Annotated in this window: 9 protein-coding genes and 1 riboswitch; of the genes, 3 read left to right on the top strand and 6 right to left on the bottom strand. The window is 71.7% G+C overall.

Features of this window, described 5'->3' with window-relative positions:
• Positions 1 to 341: 341 nt before the first annotated feature.
• The 4 genes from ACQPZX_RS39945 to ACQPZX_RS39930 form a co-directional block, all read right to left on the bottom strand.
• Positions 342 to 1,916, bottom strand: coding sequence for a cellulase family glycosylhydrolase (locus ACQPZX_RS39945; protein ID WP_433367610.1), 1,575 nt, complete (start codon positions 1,914 to 1,916; stop codon positions 342 to 344).
• A 316-nt stretch (positions 1,917 to 2,232) separates the two neighbouring features.
• Positions 2,233 to 3,846, bottom strand: coding sequence for a precorrin-2 C(20)-methyltransferase (locus ACQPZX_RS39940; protein ID WP_433367608.1), 1,614 nt, complete (start codon positions 3,844 to 3,846; stop codon positions 2,233 to 2,235).
• Positions 3,847 to 3,851: 5 nt separating this feature from the next.
• Positions 3,852 to 4,475, bottom strand: coding sequence for a precorrin-8X methylmutase (locus tag ACQPZX_RS39935; protein WP_433367605.1), 624 nt, complete (start codon positions 4,473 to 4,475; stop codon positions 3,852 to 3,854).
• 4 nt (positions 4,476 to 4,479) lie between these two features.
• Positions 4,480 to 5,793 carry a precorrin-3B synthase gene (locus ACQPZX_RS39930; protein WP_433367603.1) on the bottom strand — a complete coding sequence of 438 codons (1,314 nt, stop codon included), beginning with the start codon at positions 5,791 to 5,793 and terminating at the stop codon, positions 4,480 to 4,482.
• 128 nt (positions 5,794 to 5,921) lie between these two features.
• Positions 5,922 to 5,994, top strand: a riboswitch (cobalamin riboswitch).
• 52 nt (positions 5,995 to 6,046) lie between these two features.
• Between ACQPZX_RS39930 and cobN the strand changes: the two genes are divergently transcribed.
• On the top strand, positions 6,047 to 9,652 hold the full coding sequence (gene cobN, locus ACQPZX_RS39925) for a cobaltochelatase subunit CobN (RefSeq protein ID WP_433367600.1): 3,606 nt from the start codon (positions 6,047 to 6,049) through the stop codon (positions 9,650 to 9,652).
• Here the strand turns inward: cobN and ACQPZX_RS39920 are convergent.
• Positions 9,613 to 10,554, bottom strand: a complete 942-nt coding sequence (locus ACQPZX_RS39920; RefSeq protein ID WP_433367597.1) for a LysR family transcriptional regulator — start codon at positions 10,552 to 10,554, stop codon at positions 9,613 to 9,615. The two genes, cobN and ACQPZX_RS39920, sit on opposite strands and share 40 nt — an antisense overlap.
• Positions 10,555 to 10,669: 115 nt before the next feature.
• Here ACQPZX_RS39920 and ACQPZX_RS39915 point away from each other — a divergent pair, with 115 nt between their 5' ends.
• Positions 10,670 to 11,371 carry an SDR family NAD(P)-dependent oxidoreductase gene (locus ACQPZX_RS39915; protein WP_433367594.1) on the top strand — a complete coding sequence of 234 codons (702 nt, stop codon included), beginning with the start codon at positions 10,670 to 10,672 and terminating at the stop codon, positions 11,369 to 11,371.
• On the top strand, positions 11,358 to 11,690 hold the full coding sequence (locus ACQPZX_RS39910; RefSeq protein ID WP_433367591.1) for a YybH family protein: 333 nt from the start codon (positions 11,358 to 11,360) through the stop codon (positions 11,688 to 11,690). The genes ACQPZX_RS39915 and ACQPZX_RS39910 overlap by 14 nt, the downstream gene beginning before the upstream one ends.
• Here the strand turns inward: ACQPZX_RS39910 and cobF are convergent.
• Positions 11,659 to 12,423, bottom strand: a complete 765-nt coding sequence (gene cobF, locus ACQPZX_RS39905) for a precorrin-6A synthase (deacetylating) (protein ID WP_433367589.1) — start codon at positions 12,421 to 12,423, stop codon at positions 11,659 to 11,661. The genes ACQPZX_RS39910 and cobF overlap by 32 nt on opposite strands.
• Position 12,424: the final 1 nt, after the last annotated feature.

Here is a 12,424-nt window from a genome sequence, read left to right as displayed (position 1 = left end):
TTCGGGGTTCGCGCGAACTCAACACCGTTCGACGCCAATCGTGGCCGACGCCCGGAAATATGCGGTTATTTCTGGTGGGGAACCCGTCGTTGTCCCGCAGCGTGACCGCTATGTCCACTGGCCGGGAAAGTCAGCCGGAATGCGGGACACGGTCCCATCATCTGGCAGTTGTCACCACATGGCGGGATCCGTGAGCTCTGGTCCGAAGCCGCGCCCAGCCATGGCAAACAAGCCGGCCTATCACCGCGGACGGCGGACCTGGGCGACGGAACGTCCTTGGAACGCGGCGCCGCCCGCCTCCGGATTCGGAGGCGGGCGGCGTCTTTCGAGGGTGTGCCCGGTCAGGAGGCGGTGACCAGCACGTCGTCGAACCAGACCGTGCCGGTGTTGGCGCCCGACTTCAGGTGGATCTGCATGCTGGCCGAGCCGGCCGGGGCCACGCCGTCGATCGCGAGCTTCGTCCAGCCGGTGGTGCCGGCCGGCAGCGAGACCGACGAGCCGCCGCCGAGCCACTTGTCGTTGATGTCGAACCAGCTCAGCGCGATCTGCGTGGCGCCGGTCGCCGCGTTGCCCTTCGCCCACACCTCGCCGTGCCACTTCTGGCCGGGCTGCACGGGCGTGATCGGCGCGACGCGGAAGGACGGCGAGCCGGCCGAGTTCTTGCCGGTGTTGGTGAGCGTGACCGACCACTTGCCGGTGCGCGCGGCACTCGTGGTCTTCACCGCCTGACCGAGCTCCGGCATGAAGGCGCGCCACGGGGTGAGCCCGGCCGCGTTCTCGAAGCTGTTGTCGCTGAGCGTGGCCGGCATGGCCGTGTTTGTCCACGCCGCCTTCACCACGGCCGCGGCCGCCTTCGCGGTGCCGTTCGTGCGGTACAGGCCGTAGTTGTACTGGGCCTGGAGCTTCGCCACCGACGAGTCGGGGATCGCGCCGGGCGCGAAGTCGGTCAGGGTCCACGGCGCGACCGAGTCGACGCCGGCCACGTCGGCGGCCTGGAAGACGCGGGCCAGGAACGCCGCCTGCTCGCCCTCGGTGTTCTGCAGCGTGTTGAGGCCGGCCTCGCCGATCACGATGGGAGCGGGGGAGACCGCGGACTGCGCCTGGCGGATCATCGCGAGCGCCCGCTCGGAGTTGCCGTAGAAGTGGAAGTCGTAGTAGTCGATCGGGGTCGCCGCCAGCGCCGCCTTGATCTTCGCCATCCCGGTGGCGCCGGCCGCGCCGTCCACCGAGAAGGTCAGCGGCATGGTCGGGAACGCCGAGCGCATGGCCGGGACGATCTTCTTGGCCCAGCCCACCGCGGCGGCGTTGGTGGCGTCGAACTCGTTCTGCAGCTCGACCGAGATGACCCGGGCGTCGTCCTTGTACGGCTTGAGGAGCGCGGTTGCCCAGGCGGTGCTGCCGGCCACGTCGGAGTAGCCGTCCCACCAGTCGAAGAGCGTGAACTTGACGGTCAGTCCGTGCGCGGCGGCCAGCTTCACGAAGGTGGCGAGCCGGTCGGTGTAGGTGGCGCTCGGCGCCGGGTAGCCGAACGTCGACGGGAAGATGATGGCCCGCACGCCGGTCGCGCCGAGCGCCTGCGCCTTGGCCAGGTCGGCGTCGACCTTGGTGGCGTCGAAGCTGCTCCACATCTTCGACCAGCCGGCCGTCGACGGGTAGTAGTTGATGACCTTGGCGGTCTTGACGGCGGCGAGGCGGGTCGCGAGCGTCGGGGTCGCCGCGGTCTTGACCACCGGCTTGACGACCGGCTTCGCGGCGGGCTTCGCGACCGGCTTCGCGGTGGGTTTGGCGGCCGGCTTGGAGGCGGTGGGCTTCGCGGCCGGCTTGGCCGCCTTGGCGAACGCCGGGGTGTTGGGAAGGGCAAGGCCCAGCATGACCGTCGAGGCGATGACTGCGGCGCGGCGGCGGGAGAGCTTCACTCGGGGGGCCCTTCGTTCAGGTATCAGTTCGGGAGCGGCCACTCCAATCGGCGGGTTGCATCTGGGGTGTCGAGGTTTGCTGATTGCATCGACGGTGCGGCTCGGTGGCGGGAAGGTTGTCCGCACCACAAACGACATCGGTACGTCGATTTCTCGTGTGCCCTGAGCTGCGGCGATGTGCCAGAAGTCGGTGATTTCCGGCAGAGCCCGCCGGTTGCGGGCCAGTTGCGGGCACGCCGGATCAGCCCGTGGCGGTCCGGTTTACGGCGCTTCGGGTGCGGTGTGGACGGCGAACGGTTGCGAAAAGGTTCGGCGGTCAGAGCTGCGGATAGGTTCGTGGCGTATAGACGCGGGCCGAGCCGTCGGCGCCCGCGACCGCGCGGGTCTGCGTCGAGCCGATCAGCAGCAGGCAGCGCATGTCGACGGTCGCCGGGTCGAGGTCGGCGAGCGTGGTGACCCGCACCGACTCGGTGGGGCCGCCGACGTCCCGGCCGATCACCACCACGGTTTGCGGGTCGCGGTGCTCCAGCAGCAGCGCGCGGGCCCGCACGAGCTGCTCGGTGCGCGACTTCGAGGCCGGGTTGTAGATCGCGATGACCAGGTCGGCGCTCGCCGCCGCGACCAGCCGCCCCTCGATCACCGACCACGGTTTGAGCCGGTCCGAGAGCGAGAGCACGCAGAAGTCGTGCCCGAGCGGCGCGCCGACCCGGGAGGCGACCGCCTGCGCGGCGGTGAGCCCCGGGACGATCCGCACCGGCACGTCCTTCCACTCGGGGTCCTCGGCGACCTCGAGCACGGCCGCGGCCATGGCGAACACCCCCGGGTCACCTGCCGAGACCACCGCGACCCGGCGCCCACGCTTGGCCAGATCGAGCGCGAACGCGGCCCGCTCGGCCTCGACCCGGTTGTCGGACGGGTGCCGCCGCTGCCCCGCCCGCAACGCGACCCGGTCCAGGTAGGGCCCATAGCCGACCAGGTCGTCGGCCTCGCCGATCACCGCGCGCGCCTCGGGCGTGAGCCAGCGCGGATCCCCCGGTCCGAGCCCGATCACGGCGACCCCGCCCGTTGGCGGAAGCAAGCTGTCCCCGCCGCCCGCGAGAGGGCTGTCCCCGCGAGCCGGGCGCGGGCTTACCAAGCCGGGCGCGAGCGGGCTTACCAAGCCGGGCGCGGGCGCCGGCTCGGGTGACGGGAGGGAGGCGGCGACGAAGGCGGTCGCGGCCGGGCTGGGTAGCAGTGCGAGGGAGAAATAGGGCACCGAGTCGGGTTCAACCTCGGCTAACGGCGCCGTGCGCTCTCCGGCGGTGGTCGCGCGCTCGACATACCAGGCGTCGTCCAAGCGGCCCGCCCGCTCAAGGGCCTCGCGCACGTTGGGGAAGGTGCGGCCGAGCTTCATGACCGCGGCCGACTCGGTGCCGGCGAGGCGCGCGGCCAGGTCGGCCGCGGGCAGGGTGCCCGGCAGGATGGTCAGCACCTCGTCGCGTTCCATGAGCGGCCGGCCCAGCGCGGCCGAGGCGGCGCTCACCGACGTGACGCCCGGGACGACCTCGGTCTCGTAACGGCCGGCCAGCCGCTTGTGCATGTGCATGTAGGAGCCGTAGAAGAACGGGTCCCCCTCGGCCAGCACCACCACGTCGCGCCCGGCGTCGAGGTGCGCCGCGAGCCGCCCGGACGCCTCGGCGTAGAAGTCGTCGATCGCCCCCTGATAGCCGCCCGGGTGGTCGGTGGTCTCGGTGGTGACCGGGTAGACCAGCGCCTCCTCGACCTGCCCCGGCCGCAGGTACGCCTCGGCGATCGCCCGCGCGTTGCTGCGCCCGTGCCGCGCCGAGTGGTAGGCCACCACGTCGGCCGCGCCGATCAGCCGCGCCGCCTTGACCGTGATCAGCTCGGGGTCGCCCGGGCCGACGCCCACACCGAAGAGCCTTCCTGGCATGGGTGTCACTCCGCTTCCGAGGCGAGGGCGTTGACCGCGGCGGCCGTGATGGCACTGCCGCCCCGCCGGCCCCGCACGATCAGATACTCGAGGTCGGAGGCCGCCAGCGCCTCCTTGGACTCGGCCGCACCGATGAACCCGACCGGAATTCCCAGCACCGCCGCCGGCCGCGGCGCGCCCTCCGAGATCATCTCCAGCAGCCGGAACAGCGCCGTCGGCGCGTTGCCGATCGCCACCACGGCCCCGCCGAGCCGGTCACCCCACAACTCGAGCGCCGCCGCGCTGCGCGTGGTCCCCAGCTTCTCGGCCAGCCCCGGCACCGCCGGATCCCGCAGCGTGCAGATCACCTCGTTGCCCGCCGGCAGCCGCTTGCGCGTGACCCCCGAAGCCACCATTTCGGCATCACACAGAACCGGCGCCCCATCCAGCAGAGCTTTCCGAGCCACCGCCGCGACGTCAGCGCTGAACCCGATGTCCCGGGTCAGATCGACCATCCCGCACGCATGGATCATCCGCACCGCCACCCGGGCCACGTCATCGGGCATGCCAGAAAAATCCGCCTCGGCCCGAATCGTGGCGAACGACCGGCGGTAGATCTCCGCCCCGTCGCGCTCATATTCCCGATGCATCTAACTAACCCCTCCGCGCCGAGGTGATGATCTCCGCCAGGCGGCGGTGGGTGGATATGTCCCGTTCCGGCCGTGCGGCGCCGGCCTCGTCGCCAGGGCCCGCGCTGCCGCCGGCCCGGACGACGGCGTAGCCGGGAGGGGTAGCCTCCACCCGCACATGTGCCACCGAAGGCGAGCCGCATCCGCGTGGGCAGCCGACCCAGTGCACGGGCAGCCCCTCGTCGAAGCGGGTGGTGGCGAGGGCGTCGGCGCGCACATCGGCAAGCGACTTGGCGCACCCCGGCCGTCCGGCGCAGGCAGTCACCCCCGACCAGCGCGAATCCGCCTCGACCGCCAACCCCGCGTCGGCCAGCGCACCGAGCCAGGAACCCGCCGCCTCCGGCGACAAATCGGGAATCACGACCCCACGCGAGGCGGTCAGCGCAAGCCTGGGCGCATCACTCAAAACCTTCATCTGTACGCCGGTGAGCCGCCCCAAAGGCACGATCGCCCCCGCGGCCACCAGCCCGCCACCCTGCTCCACGACACCCACCAGCGAGCGCTGTTGTGGTATTTCGTATTTTTCCGGTTCGGTGCACGGCAGGCGCAGGGCTGCGGCGACGTCGGTGGCGATGCGGCGTGGCCCGTCGGGGATCTCGGCCAATCTCCAGGCCGTCACTCCGGCTGCCGCGCGGGCCGCGAGGAAGGCGTGGGCTCCCGCCAACAGCGCCTCCACGACGCGGTCGGCGGGAACACGCAGGCCCACGTCACGCCCGGCGAACACGATCGCGAAGTCGTCCGCGAACGGTGACGGTGACCCGTCGGGTCGGGCCGCGGTGTCGGACAGCGCGGGCGAGGGCGCGGCTGCGTGGGGCCGTGCGGCCGTTTGGGCGAGGGCGGCGATGTCGGCGATCAGGGGGACATCGCCGATCGCGAACAGGAAGCGGCCGGGGAGGGCGGCCAGGGCCGGGTCGGCGCACAGGGCCTGGTCGAGCGACTGCACGAGGGCGCGGAGAGTGGCGCTCGCGAGCGGGGGTGCGGCGATGTTCCGTACGGTCTCGTGGGTTTCTGAAGGCAGCAAGCCGGCGGCGTGAAGCCGGGCCGCAAGTTGCGCCGGGTCTGCCCCGTTCAGGGCGCGCAGCTGGACATTTGCCCGGGAAGTCAGCTCCAGGCCGCCGTCGCCCCACTCTTCCGCGATCTCGGCCAGCGAAGACAACTGGGCGCCGGTGAGCATGCCGCCGGGCAGGCGGACGCGCGCGAGCGGGCCGTCGGCGGCGGCGTGCAGCCGCAGCGCGCCGGGGCAGGCGTCGGTCTCGGATGCTCGGATGGGGCGAGTCACGGCCCGGATACTACGAGGGAGGACCGACAAGAACGCAGCCTCGGGTCGGCATCGTCACACACGCGACCCCGGCTTGACGGCGCGTGGCGCGGCCCGGAAGGCTGGGGCCCACGAGCGGCGACGCCGCGGAGGAAGCCGGTGTGAGTCCGGCGCGGTCCCGCCACTGTCACCGAGCCCACCAGGCCCGGGAGCCAGGAACTCCGGTCGCTGCTGTTCCTACTATCCGGGGCGCGGACCCCGGTGGGGAGTGCGCGTGTTCCTGCTGCTGTCGACCTCCGACACCGATCTGCTCAGCGCCCGGGCCGGCGGCTCGCACTGGCACCTGGCCAACCCGGCCCGCACGAGCGCCGACGACCTGCCCGCGCTGCTGGCCGATGCCGAGCTCGTCGTGGTGCGCATCCTGGGTGGGCGCCGGGCCTGGGAGGAAGGGCTCGACGCGCTGCTCGCGGGGCCCGTCCCGGTGGTGGTGCTGGGCGGCGAGCAGGCGCCGGACGCCGAGCTGATGAAGCTCTCGACGGTGCCGGCGGGAGTGGCGGCCGAGGCGCACAAATACCTCGCCTACGGCGGGGCCGCCAACCTGACGGCGCTGCACGACTTCCTCTCGGACACCGTGCTGCTGACCGGGAACGGCTTCGCGGCGCCGGCCCCCTCGCCCGACTGGGGTGTGCTGCCGCGCGAGGCGGCCGAGATCGACGGGCCGGTGGTCGGGGTTCTGTACTACCGCGCTCACCACATGGCCGGCAACACCGCCTTCGTCGGGGCGCTGTGCCGGCAGATCGAGGCCAAAGGCGCGCGCCCACTGCCCATTTTCACCGCATCATTGCGTACGGCGTCGGAAGAGCTCCTCGCCGAGATGCGCAAGGCGGACGCCCTGGTCGTGACCGTGCTCGCCGCAGGCGGCACGAAGCCCGCCACCGCCGGAGCCGGCGGCGACGACGAGGCCTGGGACGTCGGGGTCCTCGCCGGGCTGGACGTGCCGATCCTGCAGGCGCTGTGCCTGACCAGTGGCCGCGCCGCGTGGGAGGCGAGCGACGACGGGCTCACCCCGCTGGACGCGGCGACGCAGGTGGCGATCCCCGAGTTCGACGGGCGGATCATCACGGTGCCGTTCTCGTTCAAGGAGCTCGACGAGGACGGGCTGTCGGTCTACGTGGCCGACGACGAGCGGGCCGCCCGGGTGGCCGGCATCGCGGTGGCGCACGCGCGGCTGCGGCACATCCCGCCCGCTTCTCGGCGCATCGTGCTGATGCTGTCGGCTTACCCGACGAAGCACTCCCGGATCGGCAACGCGGTCGGCCTGGACACCCCGGCGTCGACGGTCGCGCTGCTGGCCGCCTTGAAAGACGCCGGCTACCAGATCGGTTCCTTCGGGGAGTACGACGGGGACGGGCTGATCCATGCGCTGATCGCGGCGGGCGGCCAGGATCCGGACTGGCTGACCGAGGAGCAGCTCAGCGGCAACCCGGTGCGGATTCCTGGGGACGCGTACACGGCGTGGTTCGCGACCCTGCCGCAGGATCTGCGCGAGAGCGTCGAGCGGCACTGGGGGCCGCCGCCGGGCGAGCTCTACGTCGACAACGGCGACATCGTGCTGGCCGCGCTGCGCGACGAGAACATCGTGGTGATGGTGCAGCCGCCGCGCGGCTTCGGCGCCAACCCGGTGGCGATCTACCACGACCCCGACCTGCCGCCCTCGCATCACTACCTGGCGGCTTATCGCTGGGTGGCCGACAGCTTCCGGGCCGACGCGGTGGTGCACGTCGGCAAGCACGGCAACCTGGAGTGGCTGCCGGGCAAGAACGTCGGCATGTCCGCTTCGGACGGTGTCGACGCGGCGCTGGGCGACCTGCCGCTGATCTACCCGTTCCTGGTCAACGACCCGGGGGAGGGAACTCAGGCGAAAAGGCGGGCGCACGCCACGCTGGTCGACCACCTGATCCCGCCGATGGCGCGGGCCGAGTCGTACGGCGACATCGCGCGCCTGGAGCAGCTGCTCGACGAGCACGCGTCGATCGCGACGCTCGACCCGGCCAAGCTGCCGGCGATCCGGGCGCAGATCTGGACGCTGATCCAGGCGGCCAGGATGGACCACGACCTCGGGCAGTCGCTGCGGCCGGCCGACGAGGAGTTCGACGAGTTCATCCTGCACATCGACGGCTGGCTGTGCGAGGTGAAGGACGCGCAGATCCGGGACGGCCTGCACGTGCTGGGCCTGGCGCCGGCCGGCGAGGCGCGGGTCAACCTGGTGCTGGCGATGCTGCGGGCGCGGCAGATGTGGGGCGGCCAGGTGGCGGCGCTGCCGGGCCTGCGGGAGGCGCTGGGCCTGAGCGAAGGCGCTTCGACGGCGGAGACCGACCGGGTCGAGCAGCAGGCCCGCGCCCTGGTGACGGCGATGGAGGAGGCCGGCTGGCCGCTCGACGCCGCCGCTGTGCTGGCCGCCTCGGGCGACATTTCGGAAATGTCCGGACCGGCCAGAGCGGGTGAAGGCGGCGCGGTCGAGGGCGGCGCGGTCGAGGGGCGCGTGCGGGCGGTGCTCGAGTTCGCGGCGCGTGAGATCGTGCCGCGGCTGGCGAAGACCACCGACGAGATCGGGAACGTTCTGCATGCGCTCGACGGCGGCTACGTGCCGGCCGGGCCCAGCGGCTCGCCCCTGCGCGGCCTGATCAACGTGCTGCCGACGGGGCGCAACTTCTACTCGGTCGACCCCAAGGCCATTCCGTCCGCGCTGGCCTGGGAGACCGGTCAGGCGATGGCCGACTCGCTGCTCGCCCGCTATCGCGCCGACTACGGTGACTGGCCCCGCTCGGTCGGCCTCTCCGCCTGGGGGACCAGCGCCATGCGCACGGCCGGCGACGACATCGCCGAGATCCTCGCCCTGATCGGCGTGCGCCCGGTCTGGGACCCCGCCTCCCGCCGGGTCACGGGCCTCGAGCCGATCCCGCGCGAGGAGCTGGGCCGCCCTCGGGTCGACGTCACGGTCCGCATCTCCGGGTTCTTCCGCGACGCCTTCCCGCACGTCGTGGCGATGCTCGACGACGCGTTCCGGATGGTCGCCGAGCTCGACGAGCCGGACAACCACGTCCGCGAGCACGCCATGCGCGACCGCGACCAGCACGGCGACTGGCGACGGGCCACCATGCGCATCTTCGGGTCGCGCCCCGGGGCGTACGGTGCCGGAATCTTGCCTTTGATCGACAGCCGCAACTGGCGCGACGACGCCGATCTGGCCGAGGTCTATGCGGTCTGGGGCGGTTACGCCTACGGGCGCGAGCTCGACGGTGTGCCCGCCCGGCCGGACATGGAAAACGCCTATCGCCGGATCGACGTCGCCGCGAAGAACATCGACACCCGCGAGCACGACATCGCCGACTCCGACGACTACTTCCAGTACCACGGCGGGATGATCGCGACGGTCCGTGCCCTCACCGGGACGGCGCCCGCCGCGTACGTCGGCGATTCCACCAACCCGGACGCCGCACGGACCCGCAGCCTGACCGAGGAGACCGCGCGGATCTTCCGCGCCCGCGTCGTGAACCCCCGCTGGATCGCCGCGATGCGGCGGCACGGCTACAAGGGAGCGTTCGAGCTAGCCGCCACCGTGGACTATCTCTTCGGCTACGACGCGACGGCCGGCGTCGTGACCGACTGGATGTACGAGCAGCTCGCCGCCACCTACGCGCTGGACCCGGAGAACCAGAAGTTCTTCCAGGAGTCCAACCCGTGGGCGCTGCACGGCATCACCGAGCGCCTGCTGGAGGCCGCCGACCGCAAGCTCTGGGCGGCGCCGGCGCCCGAGACGCTGAGCGCGCTGCAGGAGCTCTACCTGTCCACCGAGGGCGACTTGGAAGACAACGAGTAGGGGTCCTCGGCCGGCACCCAGACGCCGGGCTCGTCGAGGCAAAGCCGGCCGACCGAGCGGGTTAGCGCGTCGGCGAGCGCCCGCACCGCCGGCCGCTGCTCGTCGAGGCGGCTGACCAGCGACCACGTCCAGTACGGCTTCGGCTCCTCGATCGGCCGGATCACCAGGTCGGGCGGGATCGGGGCGTTCTGGCTCTTGGGGTTGTTGACCACCGGGCGGCGCAGCCGGCGCACGTGCTCGAAGAACGCGGGCCCGGTGACGCCGCCCTCGGGGACGCGCACCGCGTGGGCGCCCGTCTCGGCGGCCATGGCCGCGGCCCAGCGGTTCCACGACGACCAGCTGGTCTCGTCGGCGTCGATCAGCACGACCGTGTCCTTGGCCCGCACCGCCGCGTCGTCGGCGCCGGTGCTGATCGCGTAGAGCCGGTCGACGCCGAGCAGGCGCGCCTCCAGCTTGCCGTCGTGCAGCGTCTGCGCCGGCGCCCAGCAGATCGCCAGGTCGAGGGCGCGCTCGGCGACCCGGGCGGCCTGTGCGTGCGAGGGCATCACCCACGCGTCGACCACCAGGTGGGCGACGCCGGCCGCGCGCTCCTCGAGGTCGGGCGGCCGCCAGTTCACGTAGCCGAGGCGCACCGGCTCACTGGCGGCCAGCCCTTGCGCCGTACGCCGCAATTGGTCGGCTTGTTCGAGAAGCGCCACCGTGCGCGGCAGCAACGCCGTCCCGGCCGCGGTCAGGACCACCGTGCGCCGGTCGCGGTCGAAGAGCCGGGTGCCCAGATCGCGTTCCAGGGCCTTGATCTGCTGCGACAGCGACGGCCCGGCGATGCGCAGTCGCTCGGCCGCCCGGGCGAAGCTCAGCTCCTCGGCGACCGCGACGAAGTAGCGCAGCTGGCGTAGCTCCATCCCGCCAGCGTACGGCGCTGGTAGGCGCAGCCTCTCAGCCGAGAGAAAAGTAGACGTGTCAATCACTTTGCGGCGACCGATAGTCGACTCAGATCCGAGATCGAAGGAGCAGGACATGTCCAAGGTTGCCGTCGTCACCGGTGCTTCGCAGGGCATCGGCGCCGCCACCGTCGCCGCCTACCGCAAGCTGGGCTGGAACGTGGTCGCCACCTCCCGCACGATCAAGCCGTCCGACGACCCGGGCGTGCTCGCGGTGCCGGGCGACATCGCCGATCCGGCCGTCGCCGCCCGGGTGATCAGCGCCGGCCTCGCCGAGTTCGGCCGCATCGACACGCTGGTCAACAACGCCGGCGTCTTCATCGCCAAGCCGTTCACCGAGTACACCGCCGAGGACTTCGACCAGATCACCGGGGTCAACCTGCGCGGGTTCGTCGCGATCACCCAGCCGGCCGTCGCGGCCATGCTCGAGCAGGGCGGCGGTCACGTCGTCACGATCAGCACCACGCTGGTCGACCACGCCAACAGCAACCTGCCGTCGGTGCTGGCGTCGCTGACCAAGGGCGGCCTCAACGCCGCGACAAAATCCCTGGCCATCGAGTACGCGGGGCGCAAGGTCCGCTTCAACGTGGTGTCGCCGGGCATCATTCGTACGTCGATGCATCCGGCCGAGACGCACGAGTTCCTCGCCGCGCTGCACCCGGTCGGCCACATGGGCGACGTCTCTGACATCACCGATGCGATCCTCTACCTGGAGAACGCCTCGTTCGTCACGGGCGAGGTCCTGCACGTCGACGGAGGTCAGAGTGCCGGTCACTGAAGCCCTCGACGCCTGGCAGCGCGGCATCGCGGCGCACGAGCCGCACAAGGTCGCGGCCCTCTTCACCGAGGACGCGATCTTCCAGGGCTTGAAGCCGTACACCGTGGGCCGCGACGGCGTTGCCGCCTACTACGACTCACAGCCGTTGGGGATGACCGTCGACTATCGGGTCATCACCGAGAAGGCGCTAGGAGACGTCGTCGTCGGCTGGGTGGAAGCCGACTTCCACTTCACCGACGAGGACCCGGTCCTGCTCAACCTCACCGTGGTGCTGAAAGACGGCCTGATCACTCACTACCACGTGAGTCATCGCGTCTAAGTAGGTACGTATCCATGATCCAGCCGTGGCGCTCGCGTGCCGCGGCCCGGGTCTTGGCGATCTCCTCGCCGACATCGCCCACCCGGCCGGAGGCGAGGATCTCGTCCTCGGTGCCGATGTAGGCGCCCCAGTAGATGTCCGCCTCGGGGTGGGCGGCGAACGCCTGCTGCGCGTCCAGCATGACGACCACGTCGTCCACCCCGTCCGGCCAGCCCTCGGCGAGCCGCCGGCCGGTCGTCACCTGGAACGGCTGCCCGACCCGGTTCAGCCCGATCCGGTGCTTCGCGGCGAGCGCCGACACGCTGCTGATGCCGGGGACGACCTCGTACTCGAACAGGGTCTGGCCGCGGTCGAGGATCTCCTCGAGGATCGCGATCGTCGAGTCGTACAGCGACGGGTCGCCCCAGACCAGGAACGAGCCGGTCTCGCCGTCGAGCAGGTGCTCGCTGATCAGCGCCTCGGTGACCTGGGAGCGGCGGCTGCGCCAGTCCGCGACCGTGCCCTCGTAGTCGACCGGCCGGCGGTCACGGTCGGGGTCGCGCCCCTCGGCGATGCGCCGGCTGGGCCGCCCGTACGCCTTCATGAGCCGGCGCCGCAGCTCGATCATGCTCTCCTTGGCCTCGCCCTTGTCGAGCACGAAGAACACGTCGGTCCGCCCGATCGCCTTCGCGGCCTGCAGGGTGAGGTGGTCCGGGTCGCCCGCGCCGATCCCGATCACGTAGATCTTCCGCACG

Origin of the sequence: Actinoplanes sp. CA-142083, assembly GCF_050942195.1 — a bacterium.
In the GTDB taxonomy this organism is placed as follows: domain Bacteria; phylum Actinomycetota; class Actinomycetes; order Mycobacteriales; family Micromonosporaceae; genus Actinoplanes.
The sequence above is the reverse complement of the archived record's forward strand: the minus strand, read 5'-3'. Positions and strand labels throughout refer to the sequence as shown.